This window comes from Saprospiraceae bacterium (genome assembly GCA_016712145.1).
Lineage (GTDB): Bacteria > Bacteroidota > Bacteroidia > Chitinophagales > Saprospiraceae > Vicinibacter.
Genome location: JADJRO010000003.1, coordinates 428,757 through 454,263, shown reverse-complemented (window position 1 = coordinate 454,263; position 25,507 = coordinate 428,757). Strand labels below are relative to the sequence as shown.

Sequence of the window (25,507 nt, the reverse complement as noted above, 5' to 3'; positions counted from 1 at the left end):
ATCATCATTTTACAAATGCCTCTGTTTGAGAGGAAAACAGATTTAAATAATTAAATACTAGAACATGAGAACCAGATTAGTGGTTTGGGGAGTTAATGTCAAAGAAGAAAGGGTCTTGATGGCCATTTCATTAAATGCTGAAGCAAACAAAGTTGAAATCTGGAGTATTCCTGAAGCGGATATCCCGGAGGAGTTTTACAACAAGCTGATGAGCCAATGGCGGGAAGGATTGGATTTAAATATGCCGACCAGCGCGGAGCATCGGATTACAGAATTGACCATGGCGGATGGCATTTTGCCAGAAGATCTAAAAGTTGAGAAATCAGATGTGATCCAGCGCGCCCAGATTGAATGGCATTTCATTGTATTATCTAACAAGCTTTATAAAAATTATAAAACAGAATTAGAAGACCTGCATGATAAGATTAAACGATTAGAATCGTTTAATCATGCCCTATGGGAAGAACTTAAACAAACCTGGTCTAACATTCAACAACATATATTTGAAAAAAATATTTCACGAGACCATGCAGATTCATTGCGTGAAAAATCCAATGCGCTGTTTGATGAATTAAAAAAGTTAAAACAAAGTTTAGCTTCAGAATTTAAATCAAAATCTAAGGAAGTTTATGATCAAATCATGAACGCGCTTTCTGAAATAGAACAGAAAATTGAAAGCGGATCCCTTTTAAAACCATTGTTTGATCAATTGGTGAAAATTCAGTCTGATCTAAAAACGCAATCCATTCATAAAGACCATCGCGAGTCTATTTCTTCAAAATTAAATGAATCCTTTAGAAGCATCCGTGAAAAAAGAGAAAAAAGAGAATCTGGAAATGATCAACAAGGTTCAGGAGCAGACCGACTGATCCGCAGATATGAAGGTTTGTTGGTTGCAATTCAAAAATTTGAACAATCCATAAATTTCGAAAAGAAAAATATAGATTTTGAAAACAGACGGATTGCTACTACCAGCGGACAATTAGAAGCTCAAATACGTGTTGCCAAAATCAAAATGATTGAGGAACGTATGAAGTCAAAAGAAGAGAAATTAAAAGAACTTTTAGCAACTAAAGAAAAATTAGAACTCATCATTGAAAAAGTCAAAAAGCGGGATGACAAGCAAAAGAAGCGCACAGAACGTAAAGAAAAAGTAGAAGAAGAAAAAGAAAAAATTAAAGCAAAGATTTCTGATTCAATTCACCAGGCCCAGGAGCATGTTCCTGCAGAATTGCAAGAAAAACTAGAAAAAGCGGCTGAAGAAATTAAAATTGCCAAAAAGCCAAAAAAGCAAAAAGCAGAAAGTAAAACCACTGAAGTAATTCCTCCAGATTCCGAAACGATAGCTTCAAGTAAAGAAATACAAACTGAGGAACCCAATATCCTGCCTGATCAAACAGAAGAAACGCCGCCTGAATCAAGCAATTTGGAGTTGGATCCAGGGACTGCCCAAGAAGAAGAATAATAGTTGGCTATTTCTAAATATGAATGTCAAGAAAGAATTAAAGCTACAAAAGCATTTTGATCAGGAAGGTAAATTGGCTTCGCCATTATTACCCGAACATGTAAAGAATTTTCTTGTGGACATTGACGGTACTATTTGCGATGACATTCCAAATGAAGAACCAGAACGCATGGTAACTGTTGAACCTTATCCGGATGCGATTAAAGTAATTAATCAATGGTATGAGGAAGGACATATTATTACGTTTTTTACTTCCCGTACAGACGCCCATAAATTAATTACTGAAAACTGGCTCCTAAAATGTGGATTTAAATATCACTTCTTATTACTAAACAAACCCCGTGGTGGCAATTATCACTGGATCGACAATCACATAGTACGTGCCACACGCTATGAAGGAAAATTTACAAAAGAATTTGTGGAAGTAACCACCAAGGTTCAGGTTTTTGAGAAATAGTTGAATGAGGGAGCCGAAGGAGGCACAATGACTAAGGACCATAGACCATAGGACCATAGACCATAGGACCACAGGACCATAGACCATAGACCATAGACCATAGGACCATAGGCCATAGGACCATAGACCATAGGACCATAGGCCATAGGACCATAGACCATAGGACCATAGGACCATAGGACCATAGGACCATAGGACCATAGGACCATAGACCATAGGACCATAGACCATAGGACCATAGACCATAGGACCATAGGACTAAAGGAACATAGGCCATAGGACCACATAGGCCAAGGGAGCATAGTCCGTTGGACTAAAGAGGACTTAAGGCTATTTAGGTATTATTATTAATGAATCCCAACAACGATCCAAAAAGAAAAAAAGAGCAAAAGCCAGTCAATTGACTGGCTTTTGCTCTTTTTTAACCTTTAATTTTATTATGTTATTTAATAACAATTTTTGAGTAAGAATGGTTCCCTTTGCCAATTCCTTCCAGAATTACGATTCCTTTTGGTAAATCGTCTGTACTGATTTTAACAAAACTCAGATCAGTAGGTAAAGAAACCCGCTTAAGCTCTTGACCATTTACGGATCGGATGATTAAGGTATGAATTGATTTTTCTGCATCCTGTCTGAATAGAAAATAATTACTGGCAGGATTTGGATAGACTTTAAAACTGCTTTTTGTTTTCTCGGATTGGGTTCCAATAATTTTATCAGAATCTGCTAACGTTCCCTTTCCTGGAGCGGAAGTGCAAACAAGATCCCCTTCAGCCGTTGCGACACAAACTTCAGCATTGTAAAATTTAGGATAAATGAATTCTACATTATCAATAACCCAACCTAAAATGGTATTTGTATTTGGACTTACATTTAAACTATCATTTCCAAATCGAAATCTAATTTGAATTTTATTTGTACCGTAATCCTTAAGACTCAATACAGTTGGAATAAAATCTGTGCTCTGTCCAGAAAACGCAGATGAATTTGGAATGACAAACGTTTCATAATTAATCAATCCGGTATAGCCATTAAGACTAAATTGTTCCGGTTTAACTGGTAGCCAGAAAAAACCATCCGTAGATACTTCAATCATCCCACCATCAAATGCTTTTTCCGTATTGAAAAAATGATAGAAATACAAAGAGGGGTCAGCTCCGCTAAGTTGGAACTGATTTTTCGTAAAAAGGAAATAATCATTGGAAACGCCTTCCTTTTCTTCTGCTATCCAGGCATAGGATTGATTTACTCCCCAATCAAGATCCCGATACCAAAGTTGTGTTCCCTTTGAAATATCGATATCCCAATTGTCTTCGCCTGCTTCCATATCATCATACCAAAGCGTTGTTGACATGATGGCAGGATCTGATTTTACTTTATAAGTTATTGTTTTTGATTCCAGTGATTTTAATTGACTATAAGTCCAAACTAATTGGGTGCCATTTACAACAGGAGCTGGATTTCCAGATCCTGCAACATAGGTACAGCCTGCGGGTAAATTATCGGTTACGACTACATTATTTGCAACACCCGGTTTATAGTTATTAATTTCCAGGGTATAACTATATTGGTCGCCTGGTTTTACTACATCATTTTTTATAAACGTGGTTGCATCTTTATAGTAGCCTGCCCTTTTATTTACTAACAATTTATTGATACAAATTAATGCGGGAAGATAATCTTCTGTTTCGTCACCGACTGAATTACTGGAGCCTTGTTTACTAAAAAATCCAAATCCCCGACGAGCAAAAACTTCCCAAAGCAAACAAGCATTTGCTGCTGCATTATTTATAGTATCTGCTTTAAGGATGGCATTTCTTCCATCGATAAATCCAGGTAAACAGGGTTGTAATTTCATTCCATCCATTACCAATTGGATGGCAATATTATTTCCTGCTGTTTTGTTTTTAAAATCCGGATCGTAGCCATATTTATTTGCCAATGCCCAATACATATCCCATAAAACGGTTGTCCAAACTTCTCCTAAATTATGGGATTCCGCATCAATATTTTTATAAGTAAATTCATTATAACTAAAATCTGTAGAATACGGCCGACGGCGAATTCCAAGTCCATTGGTTGCTTGGTTTAACGCATAGGTTCCAATTCCACGTGGATTTTGACCTGCATCCCCTGGTTTTGCAGTCATAATCAAAGCTAAAAAGTCACTCCAACCTTCTCCCATTTGCTCTGCATTATTTAAGCAATTTGCTCTTGCAGGACCCCCTGTTAACCGATTGGATACACCATGACCATATTCATGCGCAATGATTCCATTGTCAAAATCACCATCCAAACTGTCAGGTCCAGCAGTTGCACCAGGTTCTCTGATTTCAATTCTCAAGCCACCATTTTTGACTTGAAGTTTGAGACGATTGCAAATGGTTTTTGTAGTAAAATAAGCAGGAATTGTAACGCGATTTCCAACAGCACCTGCACCCATGGTTATAAATGCATCTTCAAAATTACAAATGACAACTGCCACAGCACCGGAGTCCTGTGCATTTAATGCTTTTACACCAAATTCACAGGTTCCTCGGTCTATCAATACAATTTTACCTTGAATTTCACTTCTACGCATACCTTTTGAACAAGCCAAGGTAGGGTTCGGTGAATGATCATTTGCGATGACCACTTCAGCCTCTCTCGTTGGGGGCGGAGCACCACCCCATCCACTTGCACGGCGGGATTCAAAGGCACCAATTAAAGAATCTGGTTTTGAAATATAGGTTTCCACACCAGAAGACAACCATAAAAACATTTGCATTCTTGGATTTCCTCCATCTGCAGGTGTTGCAAAATTTGCATTGTCTGTGCCACTTCCATCCTGGGCCTCAGCAAGTACTTGGTCATTTGCAGCTCCTCCTTTATTATAATTGTTTGATTGGAAATTGCCAGCGACTTCATTATATCCAAAATTGTACAATACATCGTGCATCATATTATTCAGATAAAACAAATTAACAGTAGCAGCTTTTGTATAAGCGCCAGGCTCAGTATTTGGGTCAAATGGAAAATCAAAAATCAAGTCTGTTCCACCATTCGGTTCGCCTCCATCAGAAGCATTATCGCCGTTTCGATCTAAATAAGCATGCACGTTATTTCCTCTTGTAATTTGATACTCTGCCTCATTTGCACCATTTGTATCATGCCAACCAAATGGAGATGCGGTTGCATTTGCGGGATTAACTACTAATTGGCGGTTGCCATGTTTTGGGCTCTCGGATGGTAAACTCACTACGTTGTATGTGTTTGGAGCAGCCGGAGTTGGCTGATTTATTATGGCCAATGCTTCTTTTACTGGTACAGATCCCGGATTGAATGCTTTTTGATGATCCAAACACTTGCTGTGCCCTGGATGATCGGAATTACATTTGATTGAAAGATTTTGCTTGTCAATAATTTTACCTGTTTGTGCATCAACTCGAACAGACCAATAATCACTGCCGCTGGTTAAATCCATTGTTAAATCCCAGGAAAGTCTTAAAGACCCATTTTGATCCAAACAATAAACTTGCTTCACTGGAATATTAATATTGGTAAAGTTGGTTTTCATAATCTCCATCTTACCATCTTTGGTCCTTGAAACATTGGATGGAATCAGGGCATTAGGAATGTCCATTTGGATAACTGCAGCACTCAATGCATCAATAGGTGAAAGACGCGCCTTGGTGGTGTTTACTTTTGCACGGATCTGATCAATAAACCGGGATGGGCTGTCATAAATTTTACCATTTGGGGTAATGTGGACAGATGTGATCGCATTATGGATTTCAATTCCCTGATAACGTTGAATCAAATAGATATGTGTCAGACCATTATGATCTGAGGTATACATATCTGAAACAGCTAAATCAGAAATATCGTCCGGATTCAGTCCCCAGACCTTGGCATTTTGTTCAATAGCTCTTAATGCAAGGTCTAATTTTGACTGGACTTGTGCTTTAAGTGCTACTGAAAAATATAAAGCATTGATTACTAATAAATTAAATAGTTTGATTTTCATAAATGTGGAAATAATTTGAATTTGCGAAATTAATAATAATTTTATTGGTGTAATGGACAAGAAAGATTTAATATTAGGAAAGAACGCTTTGAGAGAAGCTTTTGCTGCTGAAATACGGATTCAGAAAATTTTTATTTCAGAAACCCTTGATAAGGAGGATACCAAAGAGCTCTTAAAGCTTGCACATCAACACAAGGTTCCGATTCTTAAAGTAGCCAAGCAAAAACTGGATCGATTGAGTCGCAGCAACCATCAAGGGGTCATAGGACTAAATTCAGCCATTCCCTTTTATCAAAGTCAAAGCCTTGTTGACAATATTTTATTTCATGGAAAAAATCCAGCACTTTGTGTGTGGACGGAATTACAGATGTTCGAAATTTTGGAGCAATTGCTCGGTCAGCTGAAATATTTGGTTTGCATGGGATCATCATCCCTCAAAAAGACAGTGCTCCAGTAAATTCAGAATCCATAAAAGCATCCTCCGGTGCCCTATTGAGCTTGCCGGTATGTCGGGAGAAAAATTTAGTCCATTCACTAAAACAATTTAAAAAAATGGGGCTCAGCATCCTATGTGCTTCAGAAAAGGCTGATAAAAATATAAGGGATCTCGATTTAAATAAATCTATAGCAATTGTACTCGGTTCTGAAGGGACGGGAGTCAGCAGAGAGGTTTTGAATGAAGCCGATGAATTGGCTAAAATCCCACAGATAGGAAGTATCGCTTCGCTCAATGTATCGGTTGCGGCAGGAATATTTTTCTATGAATGGATGTTACAAAACCAAAATGAACCCAAAGAAAGAAAATGAACCGGAAACCAACTAAATGTGTTTATAATTCTTTAGAACCCAATTTAGTTTATGAAACACCTTTTGCATGTCCTTTCTCTTTTACTAGGTCTTCAAACACTTCAAGCGCAAGATGTTTATAAGCCCCTTGAAAACAGTTTGCTTTGGAAAATTGAAGGAAAGGAATTAAAGAAAGCTTCTTATTTATTTGGGACGATCCACTTAATTCCTGCAACAGAATTTTTTCTACCTAAAAATCTTGAAAAAAGTCTGCAAGAGACTCAAAAAGTATTTATGGAAGTCGACATCGATGGCATGAATGATATGGGTAATTTAATGGGTGTGGGGGATAAATTATTTATGAAAAATGATACCAGCCTCGTTGATTTAATTAGTCCGGAAGAATATAAACAACTTGATACGTTTTTTAATAACCTGGGAATTCCCTTGAATTTTTTCGAACGATTGAAACCCATGTTTTTAAGTGTTTTAGTAGGCAGTCAGGGAAATCCATTTGGTTTACAGGATGGTAGTTTAAAATCTTATGAATTTGAATTGGCGGAGCTTGCAAAAAAATATCAAATTGAAACGGATGGATTGGAAAGTTTAGATTTTCAAATTTCCATCTTTGATAATATTCCATATGGAGTTCAGGCAAAGATGTTAATGGCTTCATTTAAATCTGCACAAGCAGATGAGCAGGTCATGCAAGAAATGTATCAAAAATACAAATCTCAAAATTTAGAAGCATTGGGTGAAACCATTACTAAAGAAGATGAACCTTTGTCAGATCATTTAGATCTATTACTTTATAAAAGAAATTTAAACTGGATTCCTAAAATGGAAACAGAAATGCAAAAGGCGGCCTGCTTTTTTGCAGTTGGTGCTGGACATTTGGCCGGCGAACGGGGTGTAATTCATTTATTGAGAAAGGCGGGGTACCGGGTGGAGAAAGTCAATTAAGAATTACGGATTACGAATTACGGATTATGGGAACGTAGTGGACATCCCTCGTAATGGCGGTACGAATGGAAGATTAATTGGTGCGTAGTAAACCTCCTGCATAATCGTTGTATAAATGATGAGAGTGTTGTGTTAATCCCAAATAATTGTAAGACAAAATAATTACATCATTTAATTGGATAATTGCAGCATTGTAGAATTGGAAAATTACGTTCCCAATTTCCTTTTATAAACCGGGACTGTAGAACAAGCTTCTCCAAACATGATGCTGGAAGCGACGTTTTTTAAATGTTGGGTAATATCTAAATAAGCTGAAGCAGGAACTTCTTTTTCACTACATCCTTTGATAACCAATTTTGCATCCCGATATTCTTCAGGATTTATTTGCTTAATTTTTTGATGAAAATAATTGCGTAAAAATTCAGATTTAGTACCAAAAACAACATCTGTTGCAAATCCACCGGCATGACTGGCAACCAGCATATAGGCCCAGGTTGGAATGATAGCATCCGTCGAACAAAAAACAGCTAGATATCCATTTTTATAAGCTTCCCAGTTATGCTCTTTCAGGGCTTTTCTAAAGTCTAATTCTTTAAGGATTAATCCATGAAAAAGATAGTCTTTTAAATCAAATTCAAAAATTTCAGATTCAGGATACAAGTCTTCCAGTTTAAGTGTGACTAAACTACTTTGGTTTACCCGATTTACTAACAATTCATTGTTATTCATGACTAGATTCGGAACTCGTTGAAAGCGCTGATAAATCCAAAGTACTGAGTTCTTCAATGGGTGCAGGTTCACCAATTTCTTGATCAGCCAGTGTAAAATCTTTTAATTTAGGTAAATCTGTAAGACTTTTTAATCCAAAATATTCCATAAACCGTTGGGAGGTTCCTAATAAAAATGGCTTTCCAGGGCCTTCTGATCTGCCAACAATTTCGATTAATTCTTTTTCCATCAATTTCTGAACTGAATGATCTGAATTTACACCGCGAATCTGCTCAATTTCAGATTTGGAAATCGGCTGTTTGTAGGCAACAATTGCCAAAGATTCCATAGCTGCTTTTGACAATTTTTTCCGATTGGTCATTTTTATATGCTCAGCGACCACTTGAAAATGTGCAGGTTTTGATAAAAACTGATACCCACCAGCAATTTCTTTCAATTCGATTCCAAAATCATCGCTCAAATAGCGATTGGTAATTTGATCAATTGCTTGTTCAATAATTTCAGGATCCAAACTTACTGAAAGACTGTTTTCAATACAATATTTTAGGTCCGCTTTAGTAATGGGTTGAGGTGAAACAAATAGTAAACTCTCAACGGCCGGCAGGTATGGATTTGAATTCATAATGCAAAATTAGGCGAATATTTGGCAGCAAACTAGTTCTCGCAAACCAATAGGAAAGGAATAACAAGTAAATTGATTAAAAGTTGGTTGAAATAGGGATAGATAAAATCAAAAATCCACGCCTGACGTTGATGGGTGTTCGCTTGATTTAATAAATTTATTTTTCCTAAAAGCTGAATTAAATTATATTAAATTATAATTTAATGTTTATACATTTATTTTTCAATTAGTTACATATTATATTTTAATTTGATATTAATTTTTTGTAAATTCAGTTCGGCGTTCAATAAATCTCATTTACACATCACTTTGGAATCATTATCTTGTCTTCAATAACACGAAAATGAGCAAATTAAAAACTATTTACATCTGTTCTAATTGCGGGGCAAACAGTCCGAAATGGATGGGAAGATGCACCTCCTGCAATGAATGGAACAGTTACGTAGAAGAGGTCATCGCACGAGATGAACCCTCTATAAAAAATGCATGGAAAGATCTTGCGGCAGGGTCCTCCAAACCACAATCATCCATCCTTGAGGATGTTCAAATTGAACATATAGATCGAATCCGAACTGGAGACCCAGAGTTAGACCGTGCCTTGGGTGGCGGTTTGGTGAGAGGATCAGTTACCTTGTTGGCCGGACAGCCTGGTATTGGTAAATCGACCCTCCTCTTGCAAATGGCCTTATCAGCTGTCGTTGACAAGGTGCTGTATGTTTCCGGCGAAGAAAGCGAACAACAAATTAAACTGCGTGCTGAAAGACTCCAAAGAGGACAAAAGAATTGCTATTTATATGCTGAGTCCAGAATCCTTTTCATTCTTGCAGAAGCTGCCAGACTTAAACCCGGTTTAATTGTAATCGATTCAGTTCAAACATTGATAACCGATGAATTGGAATCTGCACCAGGAAGCATATCGCAAATCCGAGAATGCAGTCATCAAATCATTCGGTATGCAAAAGAACATGGGGTACCGGTCTTTTTAATTGGACATATCAATAAGGAAGGAGACATTGCCGGACCAAAATTACTTGAACATATGGTTGATACGGTGCTTCAATTTGAAGGGGACCGATTGTATGCTTACCGGATGCTCCGAACCTTAAAAAATCGATTTGGCTCTACGGATGAAATGAGTTTATATGAAATGCAATCTACCGGAATGCGTCCGATTACCAACCCATCCGAATTGCTTTTATCACAACATGAAGAAAAATTAAGTGGTTCTGCAATTGCTGCTACCATGGAAGGACAGCGTCCCCTCTTAATAGAAGCTCAGGCATTGGTTGGCTCGGCAGTATATTCTACACCACAACGCGTTGCAAACGGCTTTGACTCTAAAAGAATGTCTTTATTATTGGCTGTCTTAGAAAAGCGTTGTGGTTTTTTCTTCGGACAGCAGGATGTCTTTTTAAATTTGGCAGGAGGAATTCGAATCAATGATCCTGCATTGGATCTTGCGGTGGTGGCTGCTCTTATTTCTTCCCTCGAAGACAATGCTTTACACAGACAGATTTGCTTTGCCGGTGAAATTGGATTATCCGGTGAAATCCGAGCAGTTTCTAAAATTGAACAACGAGTGCAAGAAGCAATGCGACTTGGATTTAAAGCCATTTGTATTTCAAAATATAATTTAAAAGGTTGGGATCCCGAAAAATATAAAATTAAAATAGTACCCTTGGCAACCTTGAATGAGCTTTATGAAAAGGTATTTTCAAAGTAGTCCAACAGTTTCATTTGCTTAAAATCCTAAAAGCTCTTGAATTAATTAGTTTTGCGCTTTAGTTTTCATTTTGAAAGCGCTCAACATGAATTCAATTATCAAATCAATTACCACAACACAGATCCTTTGGCTTGGCATCGCATTGTCCGTTCCTGCTTTTTTATGGAATCTTGGTTCGGTTGCATTTATTGGAGACGAGGCCATTCGTTCGTTGGTCGCTTTTGAAATGAAACTGTCAGGTAATTTCATTGTTCCCACGCTTAATGGAGAAGCCTATTTTAATAAACCACCCCTTTACAATTGGTTTATTTATTTTATTTCAGAAGCATTTGGATATTATGGTGAATGGCCTACGCGTTTGGTTAGTTTGAGTTTTTTGGCCTTATTTGCTTATTCCATTTACTTTTTTACCAGAAAAGTCTTTGATCAGGCAATCGCAGCAACTGTTACATTGATGTTATTGACCAGCGGCCGCATTTTATTTTGGGATAGCATGGTAGGTCTCATCGATATTTGCTTTTGTTGGATCATTTATTTAAATTTCATGCTCCTTTATTTTTTGGGAAAAAAGGGCAATTGGTTTTATTTATTTATTGGATCTTATTTTTTATGTGGAGTAGCCTTTATGCTAAAAGGTTTGCCAGCTCTTGTATTTCAGGCAATTTCAATTACAAGTTGTTTAATTTTATTTAGACAATTTAAGCAACAATTTTTTAAGATCCCACATTTTACAGGTGCACTCCTTGGTTTAATGCCCGCAGTTTTATATTATGTGCTCTATGCATCAAAAGTGCCGTTGTCAAAAGTGTTTTCAGTATTACTTGATCAATCCATGCAACGAACCGGGACACACCATGGAATTGGTAAAACCTTGTTGCACGTAATTACATTTCCATTTGAACAAATTTATCATTTTTTACCCTGGTCACTTTTAATAGTTGTTGTCTTTCATAAAAAATTTTGGCAATGGATTCATTCACATGAATTTATCAGATTCAATTTTTGGATGCTTGTAGCCAATCTTCCAGTATATTGGTTTTCGGTGCAAGTTTATCCACGTTATTTATTAATGTTTATTCCACTATTTAATTTATGTGGAGTGTATTGCTTGCTACAATGGGAATCGATTCATCAAAAGCAAGCAAGAATTTTTAAATGGATCTTTTTATTTACAATTTGTTTAGTCGCTGTTTGTATACTTTTTTTTCCAATTATTGGTCAGAGCCGCACGATTTCTTATTGGTGGTTATTGTGGATTGTTGGCGTGTTTGCAATGACGTTCTTCCTTTATTCCGGATTCAAATCCAATTCTCAAATACTATTATGGACCTGTATTTCATTGCTCTGCTTTAGAATTATTTTCAATGGCATTGTTTTACCCATTCGCGAAAAAAGTTCTACTGAAAACGCATGCAAAGAAGATTGCAAAAGAATCGCAGCATTATTTCCAAATAAACAATTGTTGATTTATGGCCAAACCCAGACACATCAGGTTGCTCGATTTTATACTTCTGTTTTTAGCAATCAGATTATCCGAAAATCTTACCTTACCAACAAACCTGAAGCCTTATATTTGGTAGATCTTAAGCTGTATCCTGGTTTTCCAGGAACTCTGGTTGACTCATTAATTTTAGAAAAAAAGCAAATTATCTATCTAATGAAAACGAATAATCGATGAATAGAAAATTAAGTATTGTCATTTGTGTTTACAACGAAGCAGAAAATATAATTCCTTTAATAGAACGTTTAACAATTGCATTAAAAGGCATTGACCATGAAATGGTATTTGTAGATGACGGGTCGACAGATAATACCTTAGTCAATTTAAAAAATCATAAGAATCCAAACATTAAAATTGTTGAATTCAGAAGAAATTATGGACAAAGTGCTGTACTCGCTGCCGGAATTGAATATGCACAAGCCGAATGGATTGTAACGATGGATGGGGATTTACAAAATGATCCAGATGATATTCCCCGAATGTTAAAATTAGCTGAAGCAGAATCGCTGGATCTTTTGGCAGGAATACGCCAAAAACGACAAGATGGATTTATACTTCGAAAGATACCTAGTAAAATTGCAAATTGGATGATTCGAAATGCCTCTGGAGTTCATTTGCATGATTATGGTTGTACTTTAAAAGTTATGAAATCAGATTTAGCCAAAAGTCTTGGGATCTATGGTGAATTGCATCGATTTATTCCCATCCTTGCCGATCTTGAAGGCGCCCGAATGGATGAAACGCCTGTCAAACATCATGCTCGAAGTTTTGGCAAATCGAAGTATGGAATTAACCGCACGATGCGCGTGTTTAGTGATCTTTTGTTAATCCTTTATTTAAAAAAATTTCGCAACAAACCCATGCACCTGTTTGGCGGTTGGGGAGTATTACTCAGTGGATCCGGTGCCTTGATTATGGCTTATTTATTATTCCAAAAAATAGTTGGTCATGATATCTGGGGCAGGCCAATTATAATTCTAGGAACCATCCTGCTCATGGCTGGATTTCAACTCATTGTTTTAGGAATTTTAGCTGAAATGCAGGTACGGACATATTATGAATCCCAAGGAAAGAAAATATACAGGGTAAGAAATTTCTTTGAGTAGGCTTAATGTGTGTGGAGTGGCTAGATAGAGGCTAAAGGCTAGAGGCTAGAGGCTAGAGGCTAGAGGCTAAAGGCTAAAGGCTAGAGGCTAGAGGCTAAAGGTTAGTTGATAGTTGATAGTTGGTAGTTCGTCTTTGCTTCTTTGCTTCTTTGCTTCTTTGCTTCTTTACGGCTTTGCGTGAAAAAAATTTGTTGCTAGTTGTTAGTTAACAGATCCTATTGATTTTAATTGTTTGTAAGTAAGGATTTCTTTTTGAACTCAATTTGCAGCATATATATTTCTACCTTTTTTTAAACCAATTCACAAATTCAGCTACACCCTGTTTAAAACTAACTTTGGGTTGGTATCCGAAATAAGCATTTGCTTTTGCTATGTCAGCGTGTGTTTGATCAACATCCCCAGCTTGTTTTTCAATAAATTTAATTTCAATTTTGGTTTGAAGTGCATTTTGTAATTCTTCGACCATTTCAATCAACTTTACAGGTTTTCCATTTCCTAAGTTGAATATCTCGTAGTTGAGCTCCGGGTGAAAAGCAATCCCGCAGATTCCATCGACGATATCAGAAACAAAGGTATAATCTCTTATGCTGGAGCCATCTCCGTATAATTCGATTGGCTGTTGTTCGATTGCCAATTGAGTAAACTTATGAATCGCAAGATCCGGTCGTTGACGTGGACCATACACTGTAAATAATCGCAAACAAGCTGTTTCAATCTTGTACAAATGATGATAGGTATAACAAAGCAACTCACCGCTTTTTTTAGTAGCAGCATAGGGTGAAATTGGAAAACTCACGTCATCGGTTTCAGAAAATGGAAGCTTTTGTTGGTTCCCATAAACAGAAGATGAAGATATAAATATAAACCGCTTAATTTTGCAATTCCTGCAAGCCTCTAATAAATTCACCAATCCATTTAAATTAACATCCATATAATCAGAGGCATTTGAAATGGAAGGACGCACCCCTGCTTTCGCAGCCAAATGGATTACTAATTGAATTTGATTCGCAGCAAGGATTTCATTTATTAAAAAAGAATTTCTGATATCTCCATAAATAAATTTAAATCCATTCAAAGACTCCAAAAGATTTAAATTCTCTTGCTTCTTTTGCACTTCATAATAAGGATCCATGTTATCCAGGCCTATGACCTTATGAGATTGCTTGAGCAGTTGTTCACATAAATGCGATCCAATAAATCCGATGGCTCCGGTAACAAGGATGTTCATTTTTCTTTATTACTAAATTTGATAGGCTTAAAACTATAAATAATTCCGAAAAAGGATACTATGGTGGAGATTAAATAAAATAAAAAAGCAATAGCCACCCCACTTTCAGCTTCAGTTTGAAGGTATTGTGTGCCATATAAAAATGTGACTTCTCTGGCTCCTGCCCCACCAAATGTAATAGGTAACATAGCAGCAAGGGAAGAAATCAAGAAAAGAAAACTATATGGAATCCAATGCAACTTTTGCCCCAGTGCAATAATTAAACAGATTGCACTCCCAGTTTGCAATAGTTGAACTCCTAAAGAAATTAAATGGATCCTTCCATAAGATCTTGAGTCCATCCATTTAAAATTCGGTTTAATGCCCAAGGAATTCCAAAGCTTGCTATTAATAGCAAACCAATTAGCCAGAAATAACTCGCTAATGGTTTTAACAAAAGTAACAGTCCAAGTGAAATTTGCATTAATGCCCATACTCCCGAAAAACGATCCATAAGTGTAAGCTTAACTAAAAGCTTTAAATCCTTATTAAAATTCTGCATGAGTACTTTAATTTTATAACCATCTCCACTGATTCCGCCTGGCAGTAATAAATTATAGTACATTCCAAGGTAATATAACTTCAGGTTTTCACTGAAACGTACATTTACAGCTTCCCCTTGTAAAAATAGTTGATATCGCACTGCTGAAACTATTTTGGATGCAATAAACAAGACCGTCGCAGATCCAATTAATAAACCATTAGACTTTACAACGAATTCAAGCATGTTGCTGATATTCACATTCTTACTAATTATATAGATAATCAGTATAGAAATTAGAATTTTAAAAGCCAACTTTAAAACTGAAGGCATTTTGTAAGATTGGATTTGTGACAACATCCTATTTTGCTATGAATAAAATCTGAGAAGCTCGATTTAAAATAATTCAAAGTCAAAGTTAATCATTCTAATTGAATCCATTAAGCGCATGATTCTTCTCAATCAATCAAATTTCTTCATGTTTTAGGCGTCGTTTTTTAATCATTCCACCGTGTGTATCTTTAACACTGTTGATTACTACAAATGCATTGGGATCAATTTTTTTAATTTCTGTATTTAATTTATTTAGTTCAAGACGGGTAATAACTGAATAAATAATATTGGTTTCCTTTGTTTCACCAGTCTTTCCGTAACCTCTTTTACCACTATAAACGGTTACGCCTCGCTCCATGTCTGTTATAATCATTTTTGCAATGTCTTCACTATGTGATGAAACAATGGTAACCCCCATATACTCTTCAATTCCCTCAACTACAAAATCAAGCGTTTTAGAAGCAGATAAGTATGTAATCATAGAATACAGCGCAATTTCCATAGACAAGAAATACGCAGCTACAGAAAAAATAATGATATTAATAACACCAATAATATCTCCAATGGTGGTGCCAAATTTTCTACTTAAATATATTGCCAATACTTCTGTTCCATCTATGACAGCCCCACCTCTAACTGAAAGTCCAATACCTGCACCTAGAAAAAATCCACCGAAAATTGCTACCAATAAATTATCATCTGTAACATTTGGAAACTCAACGGTTGCAATTACTAAAGCAAAAACAGAAATTGCCATAGCGGTTTTGATAGCAAACTCTCGACCTACAATCTTTGAACCAAGTACGATAAATGGGATATTGATACAGATTAACATGATCCAAAGTGGAATCCCGGTCACTGCATTTGTCAACAAGGAAATTCCGGTTGCTCCGCCATCAATTAATTTATTGGTCAATAAAAATCCTTTCACCCCAAAAGCAGCAGAAAATATCCCTAATAATATCAAGCAAAAATCTCTGAAATAGCTAATTGTTGTGATACGTAATTCAATCAAATACTTTGCAAGTTCGTAGCGTGCTCGTGCAGATGAATCACTTTCGGCCTTCTCAATACCCAATATATTATATTTTCTTACCAAATGTTTCCAAATTCTTTTCATATTGCTAATATATTCAAAAAAATCAAAATTTCTGCCCTTTAACAGAATAGAATTTAATATAATATTGTTTTAGTTTCAAATTATCCTTAAAATTGTAAAAATAACAAACGAATGTTCAGAATAAACAAAATAGCTGTTTTGGGTTCAGGATTAATGGGTTCAGGAATCGCTTCTCATCTGGCAGGATGTGGTTTTGATGTCCTGCTTTTAGATTTAGCAAGTCAAGGACAAAATCAAAATGAACTAACTCAAAAAGCACTTGATAAATGTCTGACCTCTAAACCAACACCTATCTATGATAAACAATTTATCAAACGAATCCAAATTGGGAATTTTAATAACGACCTAAATAAACTAAAAACATGCGATTGGATTATAGAAGCGGTTGTTGAAAATATTGAAATCAAAAAGCAATTATATTCAAAAATAGAAGAACATCGGATTCCAGGAAGTTTAGTTAGTACAAATACATCGGGAATTCCGATCCATATGTTATTGGAAGATCGTTCTGATGATTTTAAACAGCATTTTATAGGTACCCATTTTTTTAATCCACCCAGATACTTGAAACTGCTTGAAATTATTCCAACTCAATTTACTAAAAAGGAGGTAATTGATTTTTTACTTGATTTTGGAAAAACATACTTAGGTAAAAAAACAGTTTTATGCAATGATACCCCTGCATTTATTGCCAATCGAATTGGTGTCGTCAGTATGGCCAAAATGTTTGAATTGGCCGAAGAATTAAATCTTAGCATTTCAGATGTTGATAAATTGACCGGTGTTGCAATTGGAAGACCTAAATCAGGGACATTTCGGTTAACGGATTTAGTTGGTTTGGATACGGCTGTTTTTGTTATTAATGGTTTAAAAAAGAATTGTCCGAATGATATCATCATTCAAAACATATGTGTGCCTGATTTTATTAATTTTCTGGTGGAGCATAAATGGTTTGGTAATAAATCCGGAAAAGGTTTTTATTTAAAATCTGATGATAAAGACGAAAAAGGAAAAGTAAAATTTTTAAGTTTAGATTTAATAAATCTGGACTATCGTTTGGATCCAAAAAGCAAGCTTGAAAGCATCAATATTTCAAAACAAATTGAGTCACTTCCAAAACGTCTGAATGCATTGCTTAAAATTCAAGATGCGGGTGCACAATTGATCCGAAAATCCCTGGGATTTTTATTTGCTTATGCATCCCATCGAATTCCTGAAATCACAAAGACGATAGAATCTATTGATGATGCGATGAAAAATGGTTTTGGTTGGGAGCTGGGACCTTTTGAAACCTGGGATGCAATCGGTTTAGAAGCTGGTATAAAACTAATTGAAGAAGTTTCACAAACTCCTGCACCCTGGGTGTTAAAAATGCTTTCAGAAAATAAAATGCAATTTTATAAAAATGAGGATGAAACCCTTTTGGTTTTAGATCCTGAAAATTGCAATTATTATAAACCAAAAGGTCAGGAAAACGAAATAAGATTAAACTACTATAGTTCCAATAAATGTGTTTATAAAAATGACGAACTAAGTTTGATTGATATAGGTGATGGCGTGCTGTGCGCAGAATTTAAAAGCAAATACAATGCTATTGGTGAAGGCATTCTAAAAGGCTTACAAGAATCCATTCACATAGCAGAAGATCAACAATGGAAGGGTTTGGTTATTGGTAACAATGCAATTAATTTTACAGTCGGTGCTAATCTAATGCTGATTGGCATGCTCGCTTTTCAACAAGAATTTGATCAATTGGATATGGCTGTACGTTTATTTCAACAAACGTCCATGAGATGTCGCTATTCAACCATCCCTGTAGTTACTGCAACACAAGGGTATGTTTTTGGTGGCGGCGTGGAGTTGTTGATGCATTGCGACGCATCAGTTTGCACTGCAGAATCTTACATTGGCTTAGTTGAAATGGGGGTTGGACTTTTACCGGGTGGTGGTGGAACAAAAGAATTTGCCGTTCGACTTAGTGACGAATTAAAAGAAACAGATGTACAAATTCCTCAATTGATTCAACGATTCAGAACACTTGCTACTGCAGCGGTTGCGACATCAGCATTTGAAGCTTATGATTTGGGTTATCTAAATAAAAACAGGGATACCGTTTGTTTATACAATGGCTTACAAATTCATTTAGCAAAACAAAACGTATTGAAGTTGGCAACCAATTATATCAAACCTACCCAAAGACAGGATATTCACGTGTTAGGCAGGACGGGATTAGCAGCTCTTTATGCAGCAGCTCACACGTTGAAACTTGGAGGATATGCAAGCGATCATGATATTAAAATTGCTCAAAAAATTGGATACGTGCTGTGCGGAGGCGATTTAAGTTATTCTCAAAAAGTAAGCGAAACCTATCTACTGGATTTAGAGCGGGAAGCGTTTTTGAGTTTATGTTCTGAACCAAAAACCCTGGAACGAATTCAGTTTATGTTGGAAAACAACAAACCATTAAGGAATTAATTCAGATACCCTCATTTTGGTTTAAACCAATTTATGTATGGATTTAAAATTTTAAACAGAACTAACTGATAGTCAGTATGCTTATTTTAATTAAATTTGTCTTTCGGACCAAATGCTTTTGCTATGAAAACTGAATTTCTGACTCCCGATCTATTCCAACAAACGCTTACAAAAACAGCCAGTATTAATGGGGAATCCTTTGAAATTCAGCCCGGTGAAACCATTCTAAGTTTTACAAGAAGATATTTTGACTACAAATTTATTCCAACCTTATGTGATGCGCCAAATCTTGAAGCTTTTGGAGCCTGCAGAGTCTGTAGTGTGGAAGTATCCCGACAGGGACAAAGTCAATCCAGAGTCGTTGCAGCATGCCATACTCCGGTTGAAGAAGGAATGATTATAACAACAGAATCAGAATCTATCCAAAAGTTACGTAAAAATATTTTGGAATTGGTGTTGACAGATCATCCCTTGGATTGCTTAACCTGTGAGGTCAATGGCAATTGTGAATTACAAGATGTTGCTGCACGCGTTGGCATCCGGAAAGTCCGGTATCCTGAAGGAAAAAATCACCTCGATCGAACCAAAGATCTCAGCCATCCCTATATGACTTCTGATCTTTCAAAATGTATTATGTGTTACCGGTGCGTACGTGCCTGCGACGAAGTACAGGGCCAATTGGTTTTGTCTGTGATGGGGCGAGGATTTGATAGTCAGATTATAAAAGGCATGGACCAATCTTTTATGAATTCAGATTGCGTGAGCTGTGGTGCCTGTGCACAAGCTTGTCCGACATCCGCGATATCGGATGTATTTCAATCCAAAGCCCTGGTAGGTCAAGATAAAGTGCGAACAGTTTGCACATATTGTGGTGTTGGTTGTAATCTGGAAGTGAGTGTGAAATCTGGAAAGATATTAAGCATACAAGCCCCATACAATGCAGAAGTTAATGGAGGTCATACCTGCTTAAAAGGCCGCTATGCGTTTCGGTTTTATAATCATCCGGAGCGATTGCAATTTCCTATGATTCGTAAAAATGGAGAACTGGAACGGGTAAGTTGGGATGAAGCTTATGATTACATAGCAAACAAATTGACGGAAATTAAAACACAATATGGCCCAAATGCTATTGGAGGCGTTTCATCTGCTCGCTGCACAAATGAAGAGAACTATTTAATGCAGAAATTTATCCGCGCTGTTATCGGGACGAATAATATAGATGGCTGTGCCCGTGTTTGTCATTCTCCGACAGCTTTAGGTATGCAACGCACGTTTGGAACTGGCGCCGCAACCAATTCAATTGAAGATTTAAAATTAACATCAGCCATTTTAATCATAGGTGCAAATCCAACTGAAGGCCATCCGGTTACCGGATCGAAATTGAGACAACATGCAATGAAAGGAAAAACCACCATTGTAATTGATCCGAGACGCACTGAAATTGCTAAATATGCCACACATCATTTACAATTACGCCCAGGGACCAATGTGGCTGTCCTAAATATGATGTTGTATTATATTGTAAGGGAAAATTTAGTTGATAAAAATTTTATTGATACCCGAACCGAAGGTTTTGAAGATTTCAAAGAAAATATTTTAAAACTCCCCATAGATGAATTAGAAGCGGTTTCAGGTGTACCGCGCGAGCAAGCACGATCAGCAGCAATTGCTTATGCTACTGCACCGCTTGCAATGGCATTTCATGGATTAGGTGTTACTGAACATTATCAAGGAACCTATACCGTTATGTTGATTGCAGATTTGGCAATGATCACAGGGAATGTTGGCAAACCCGGTTGTGGTGTAAATCCTTTGCGTGGACAAAACAATGTTCAGGGCATGGCAGACATGGGGGTTCAACCGTATCAAACTGCAGGCTATTTTGATGTTACACAACCGGATATTCAAGAGCGCTTTAGTAAATTTTATGGTGCTCCGGTTCCTTCCGAAATTGGTTTAAAAATTCCGGAAATGTATAATGCCGCATTATCAGGAGAGTTTAAAGCACTTTGGATCATGGGTGATGACCTGGTTCAATCAGATCCAAATACAAATAAAGTTATAAAGGCAATTAAATCTTTAGACTTATTAATCGTTCAAGAAATCTTTATGACTGAGACTGCAAAACTGGCCCATGTTGTTTTGCCAGGTGCATCTTTTTTAGAAAAAGAAGGAACCTTTACAAACGGAGAACGCAGAATTCAAAAAGTACAACAAGTTGTAAAACCCATAGGCGAGGCGAAGGTTGATGGCCAAATAATTGTTGATCTCATGAATCGCATGGGGTATAAACAAGCTGATTATGCAGCTAAACCATTACTGGAAGAAATTTGTCAGATCGTTCCATTTTTTGCAGGAGTAAAATGGGATGAATTGGGTGACAACGGAAAGCAATGGCCTGTTTTGCCAGATGGCACAGACACAAAAATTTTACATATTGATACATTTAAACGCGGTAAAGGAAAATTTGAATTTAAAGAATATGTAGAATCTCCTGAAATTATAGAAAACATGGATGGTTTTCCATTTATACTGACTACAAATCGTGTTTTAGAACATTACAATGCAGGCACCATGACCCGTCGCACGGGGAATGTTGAAATCATTCATGAAGACATCGTATTAATCCATCCGAAGGATGCTGAAGTTTACGACATTTCCGAACACGATCCTGTTATAATTGAATCTGCCCGTGGACAGATAAGTATAAAAGCACATTTAACAGATGAAGTAAAACAAGGGGTCATTAGTACGACCTTTCATTTTCCGGAACTGTTTGTAAACATAGTTACTTCAGATGTGAGCGATAGCATTGCCAAGTGTCCGGAATTTAAAGTAGTGTGTGTTAAAATCCGAAAAGGAAATCTAAATCAACTCAATTAAAGAACACTATTGGTGCGCATACAAATCCTATTATTTGGGGTTATTTTTTGCAGCTTATTAAATTATTCCTGCTTTCGTGAAGATTGTAACAATCCAGGGTTCGAACTGATTCTAATCAATTTTACAAATTCAGATTTAGATAGCTTAATTTACAAAACCTACAAGGCTGGAACCAACTATACCCTACTTAAAGATTCGATCAGAATTAAAAACAGAAATTGCTTTTCTTACCTCATAGGAAGAGATACTCAATTTGTAATTTGCGATACCTTATTCAAATGTTCAGAATTATTAGACATGGAATGGCAAGTTGCCGGTTCAGGTATCAGAAAACGAATTTCATCTATTTCAATCAAACAAGCGTATCAAAAGCATGGACTTTTAGCTTTTGATCAATGGCCATGCTATAATCCCATTTCTTATTTTGAAGATTCTTTAGAAATTTACAACAACAAATATCAATCCGATCTCTTGATACCTATTTATTTTAAAAAATAATATAATTAAATACCAATTTTTGAAAACGCGATCATTTTTTTATTTATTAATTATGCTTAGCATGAACTCTAAATTAGTTTCTCAAAATACATTATCTGGTGTATACTCCCTTCGGGGAATTCGCGAAATGGCGGCTGCTTTTGAATTTAATAAGGAAGGCCACTTTCGATTCTATTATGCCTATGGTGCAATTGACCGGAATGCAGAAGGAACTTATACAATAGAAGGAACTAAAATAATTCTAAAGAGTACAAAAGAAGCCGGAAAAGATTTTAATATTAAAAGTCAGTCTCAAGAATCCAAAAACTACCGCATTCAGGTAATAGCTCCAAACCCCTATTTATTGAAACACATTCGCGCGGCTTGTTTTGTTGGAAAAGAACAAACTGAATATTTTAGTGATGACTCCGGTATAATTGAAATCGACAAACCATCAATTGATAGTATTTTTTTACAACATAACTTGTATCCTGATATTTTTTCTAAAATAAAAGATGTTGAAAATAGTAATACTTATTTTGAAGTTGAATTAAATCCAAGCTTGATCCAAGTGAGTTTTAAAGGAATCGATTTGGAAATTGCAGGAGACGAATTGCATTGCCTTCCAAATTATTTTTACCTTTTGAAGGCATTCGATTTGTGAAAGAATAAATTCAATTACGGATTACAAAGTCAATTACGAATTACAGATGACGAATGACGAATTGAGGATTTTTGGTTCGTCGTGAAAATCCCTTTCCACTTTAAAGACGAATTACAATAATTGCAAATATCTTAATTATTCATAATTACTCAATTTTTAATTTCAATAAGGCTTATTGCACAACCTCCACCAGGTGCAAGTTTAATTTTCATTTTGTCAGTTGAACCTATTTTCCTTTGCTCTATTTTATATTCCATTGGGTTGTTTTTCCAATCTGCTTTGTCAGCATCTCTATAGATAGTAGCTTGATATTTTTTATCTGAATGTAAAAAAGAAAAATTTATCGACAACTCCCTGGGTTTTTCATCCGTGATGGCACCTACAAACCAATTTGATTGGTTCCGTTCTTTTCGCGCCATATATAAAAAGTCTCCGGGCTCAGCATCCAATACAATTGTTGTATCCCAATTTGTAGGTACATCTTTAATAAACTGAAATGCATCCATCCGTTTTTCATAATTTTCAATTAAATCCGCTGCCATTTGTAAGGGACTGTACATCGTGACGTAAAGTGCCAACTGCTTGCATAAGGTGGTATGAACCTGTTCGTTTTTTTGGGGATCGTATACATTCATTTTAATTTCAAAAATACCGGGTGTGTAATCCATAGGGCCTCCTAATAATCTTGTAAACGGCAATATGGTTTCATGATCCGGTGGATTTCCAAGACTCCATGCATTAAACTCATTACCTCTTGCTGCTTCACAAGCCATTAAATTTGGATACGTTCGATGCAATCCTGTTGGTCGAACAGGTTCGTGAACGTCGAGCATTAAATTATATGAAGCGGCTTTTGCTGCAATCCGATTGTAATGGTTTACCATCCATTGTCCGTCATGGTGCTCCCCTCTTGGAATAATTTTACCTACATAACCGGTTTTAATTGCTCCGTAATTAAAGCGACTTGTTAATTGAAACGCATTTTCAAGCTGCCATTCATAATCTGTAACTGCTGCTGAAGTTTCATGGTGCATGATTAATTTTACATTTCGCGATTTGGCATAATCACTCATGAGTTGCATATCAAAATCGGGATACGATTTTGTAAAACTAAACACATGCTCTAGACCGGAACCATACCAATTTTCCCAGCCGCGATTCCAGCCTTCAACCAATACATAATCCAGTTTATTTTGAGATGCAAAATCTATATATCGTTTTACATTCTCATTGGTTGCACCATGTTTTCCGGATGGATTCAATATATCCGAATCATGGTTCCAATTTATTTTATTTGAATAAGACCAACTACTCTTACCGACATGCATTTCCCACCAGACTCCGACAAATTTTCCAGGCTTGATATAGTCTGTTTGAACCAATTTGGACGGTTCATTTAAATTTATAATAACCCGGTTGGTTAATAATTCTCCTGCTTTACGGGCTAATAAAACTACGCGCCAGGGACTTCGATCCCCACTGTGCAAATAAGCTTTATTTCCATGAGGATCCGGAACTAAATTACACTTCAAAGTAAAATCGCTTCGATTAACATCCAGATTCATCGCAGGGTAGTTTATGAGTCCGGCTTCATGGATGCTTATAAAATAAGATCCCTTTGCTTTCATGGTGAATGGCGTTTGCACCGTGCTGTCGCTGATTGGCGATTTAAATGAAATGTCATTTTCCTTTCGCTCCTTTAAACAATGAATGTCACTGAGTTTTGTATAACTATAAACAAATTCATTGGTATCATAATCTCCAGGAATCCAAAATGCTTTGTGGTCAGCACTCAAAGGAAAACTGGTCAATTCATCACAAATAATAAAATTATTTAATACCGTACTGTCAGAAAAAAGATAACGAAATCCTAAGCCATTATTAAATAATTTAAATTCAATCTGAAAAAGTCGATTCTGATATTTAGCTTGACGTAAACTCACAAGCATTTGAATGTATTCTGAAGCAATGTGCTTTTCTTCTCCCCAAATCGGACTCCATGGCTCGCTCTTTGATATGGTATCAATCCGTTCCAATTCAAAATCTTCATCAAAAGAATCACCGGATGCAATTTGAATCCCCAATCGACCTCTCTTTAAAATGCTTGTATTATCCATATTCAAAGAGTAATAAGGAATCCCTTCCCGGGATAAGTAAAAATTCAATTGAAGCTTTTTATCTGGCGAGAAGACATTAAAATACTGATCAGCCAATACTTCTTGATTTATAAAAAATAAGCTGAATAATAAATATATAAAATTTCTCATGTATTATTGAACTGGAATCCACAAAAATAAAGCAATGAAGCAATAAAAGAGGGATATTCAAAGAAAATATGGAGAAACTGAATTTTAGCGAAATGGTACCGATTTTAGTTCGTAATGGCATCTGAAATGCTCAACAAGGAACCTGCCAGAACGAGTAAGCCGAGTCGCAGAATATTTTAGTT

Annotated in this window: 20 protein-coding genes; 12 read left to right on the top strand and 8 right to left on the bottom strand. The window is 36.3% G+C overall.

Features of this window, described 5'->3' with window-relative positions; genetic code table 11:
- Window positions 1-64 precede the first annotated feature (64 nt).
- Together IPK91_14620 and IPK91_14615 are read left to right on the top strand one after the other, a co-directional pair.
- Window positions 65-1,465 carry a hypothetical protein gene (locus IPK91_14620; protein ID MBK8298481.1) on the top strand — a complete coding sequence of 467 codons (1,401 nt, stop codon included), beginning with the start codon at window positions 65-67 and terminating at the stop codon, window positions 1,463-1,465.
- A gap of 19 nt (window positions 1,466-1,484) precedes the next feature.
- The gene (locus IPK91_14615; protein MBK8298480.1) at window positions 1,485-1,922 is read left to right on the top strand and encodes a phosphoheptose isomerase; all 438 of its coding nucleotides are present in this window, start codon (window positions 1,485-1,487) and stop codon (window positions 1,920-1,922) included.
- A gap of 442 nt (window positions 1,923-2,364) precedes the next feature.
- Here the strand turns inward: IPK91_14615 and IPK91_14610 are convergent, their stop codons facing one another.
- The gene (locus IPK91_14610; protein MBK8298479.1) at window positions 2,365-5,928 is read right to left on the bottom strand and encodes a M36 family metallopeptidase; all 3,564 of its coding nucleotides are present in this window, start codon (window positions 5,926-5,928) and stop codon (window positions 2,365-2,367) included.
- A 52-nt stretch (window positions 5,929-5,980) separates the two neighbouring features.
- On the opposite strand from IPK91_14610, the gene IPK91_14605 reads away from it, so the two are divergent.
- The 3 genes from IPK91_14605 to IPK91_14595 are packed head-to-tail and all read left to right on the top strand — an operon-like array spanning window position 5,981 to window position 7,677.
- Window positions 5,981-6,385 (top strand): hypothetical protein, encoded by a 405-nt coding sequence (locus IPK91_14605; protein MBK8298478.1) that lies wholly within the window; start codon window positions 5,981-5,983, stop codon window positions 6,383-6,385.
- Complete coding sequence (locus IPK91_14600; GenBank protein MBK8298477.1) at window positions 6,280-6,735, top strand: RNA methyltransferase; 456 nt, start codon at window positions 6,280-6,282, stop codon at window positions 6,733-6,735. The genes IPK91_14605 and IPK91_14600 overlap by 106 nt, the downstream gene beginning before the upstream one ends.
- Window positions 6,736-6,786: 51 nt before the next feature.
- Entirely contained in the window at window positions 6,787-7,677 is an 891-nt protein-coding gene (locus tag IPK91_14595) for a TraB/GumN family protein (GenBank protein MBK8298476.1), read from the top strand.
- 207 nt (window positions 7,678-7,884) lie between these two features.
- Here the strand turns inward: IPK91_14595 and IPK91_14590 are convergent, their stop codons facing one another.
- Both IPK91_14590 and scpB read right to left on the bottom strand, forming a co-directional pair.
- Window positions 7,885-8,406: a DUF2480 family protein gene (locus tag IPK91_14590; protein ID MBK8298475.1), complete on the bottom strand. Its 522-nt coding sequence runs from the start codon at window positions 8,404-8,406 to the stop codon at window positions 7,885-7,887.
- Complete coding sequence (gene scpB, locus IPK91_14585; protein MBK8298474.1) at window positions 8,399-9,028, bottom strand: SMC-Scp complex subunit ScpB; 630 nt, start codon at window positions 9,026-9,028, stop codon at window positions 8,399-8,401. The genes IPK91_14590 and scpB overlap by 8 nt, the downstream gene beginning before the upstream one ends.
- 343 nt (window positions 9,029-9,371) lie before the next feature.
- On the opposite strand from scpB, the gene radA reads away from it, so the two are divergent.
- The 3 genes from radA to IPK91_14570 all read left to right on the top strand — a co-directional run bounded on the left by radA (window position 9,372) and on the right by IPK91_14570 (window position 13,358).
- A complete protein-coding gene (gene radA, locus IPK91_14580; protein MBK8298473.1) occupies window positions 9,372-10,751 on the top strand; it encodes a DNA repair protein RadA in 1,380 nt (459 codons plus the stop codon).
- Window positions 10,752-10,836: 85 nt separating this feature from the next.
- Window positions 10,837-12,429 (top strand): glycosyltransferase family 39 protein, encoded by a 1,593-nt coding sequence (locus IPK91_14575; GenBank protein MBK8298472.1) that lies wholly within the window; start codon window positions 10,837-10,839, stop codon window positions 12,427-12,429.
- A complete protein-coding gene (locus IPK91_14570; protein ID MBK8298471.1) occupies window positions 12,426-13,358 on the top strand; it encodes a glycosyltransferase family 2 protein in 933 nt (310 codons plus the stop codon). Before IPK91_14575 ends, IPK91_14570 begins: the two co-directional genes overlap by 4 nt.
- A 280-nt stretch (window positions 13,359-13,638) precedes the next feature.
- Here IPK91_14570 and IPK91_14565 read toward each other — a convergent pair whose 3' ends face one another.
- The 4 genes from IPK91_14565 to IPK91_14550 form a co-directional block, all read right to left on the bottom strand.
- Window positions 13,639-14,586: a GDP-mannose 4,6-dehydratase gene (locus tag IPK91_14565; GenBank protein MBK8298470.1), complete on the bottom strand. Its 948-nt coding sequence runs from the start codon at window positions 14,584-14,586 to the stop codon at window positions 13,639-13,641.
- Window positions 14,583-14,927, bottom strand: coding sequence for a flippase-like domain-containing protein (locus tag IPK91_14560; protein ID MBK8298469.1), 345 nt, complete (start codon window positions 14,925-14,927; stop codon window positions 14,583-14,585). The genes IPK91_14565 and IPK91_14560 overlap by 4 nt, the downstream gene beginning before the upstream one ends.
- The gene (locus IPK91_14555) at window positions 14,894-15,439 is read right to left on the bottom strand and encodes a flippase-like domain-containing protein (GenBank protein ID MBK8298468.1); all 546 of its coding nucleotides are present in this window, start codon (window positions 15,437-15,439) and stop codon (window positions 14,894-14,896) included. The genes IPK91_14560 and IPK91_14555 overlap by 34 nt, the downstream gene beginning before the upstream one ends.
- A gap of 133 nt (window positions 15,440-15,572) precedes the next feature.
- A complete protein-coding gene (locus IPK91_14550) occupies window positions 15,573-16,559 on the bottom strand; it encodes a YitT family protein (protein ID MBK8298467.1) in 987 nt (328 codons plus the stop codon).
- 111 nt (window positions 16,560-16,670) lie between these two features.
- Between IPK91_14550 and IPK91_14545 the strand changes: the two genes are divergently transcribed.
- The 4 genes from IPK91_14545 to IPK91_14530 all read left to right on the top strand — a co-directional run bounded on the left by IPK91_14545 (window position 16,671) and on the right by IPK91_14530 (window position 23,058).
- Window positions 16,671-19,034 (top strand): enoyl-CoA hydratase/isomerase family protein, encoded by a 2,364-nt coding sequence (locus tag IPK91_14545; protein MBK8298466.1) that lies wholly within the window; start codon window positions 16,671-16,673, stop codon window positions 19,032-19,034.
- A 123-nt stretch (window positions 19,035-19,157) separates the two neighbouring features.
- Window positions 19,158-21,917, top strand: coding sequence for a formate dehydrogenase subunit alpha (gene fdhF, locus IPK91_14540; protein MBK8298465.1), 2,760 nt, complete (start codon window positions 19,158-19,160; stop codon window positions 21,915-21,917).
- A 9-nt stretch (window positions 21,918-21,926) separates the two neighbouring features.
- Complete coding sequence (locus tag IPK91_14535; GenBank protein ID MBK8298464.1) at window positions 21,927-22,415, top strand: hypothetical protein; 489 nt, start codon at window positions 21,927-21,929, stop codon at window positions 22,413-22,415.
- Window positions 22,416-22,476: 61 nt separating this feature from the next.
- On the top strand, window positions 22,477-23,058 hold the full coding sequence (locus IPK91_14530) for a hypothetical protein (protein ID MBK8298463.1): 582 nt from the start codon (window positions 22,477-22,479) through the stop codon (window positions 23,056-23,058).
- A gap of 149 nt (window positions 23,059-23,207) precedes the next feature.
- On the opposite strand, the gene IPK91_14525 is transcribed toward IPK91_14530, so the two are convergent.
- Window positions 23,208-25,325 carry a glycoside hydrolase family 97 protein gene (locus tag IPK91_14525; GenBank protein MBK8298462.1) on the bottom strand — a complete coding sequence of 706 codons (2,118 nt, stop codon included), beginning with the start codon at window positions 25,323-25,325 and terminating at the stop codon, window positions 23,208-23,210.
- Window positions 25,326-25,507: the final 182 nt, after the last annotated feature.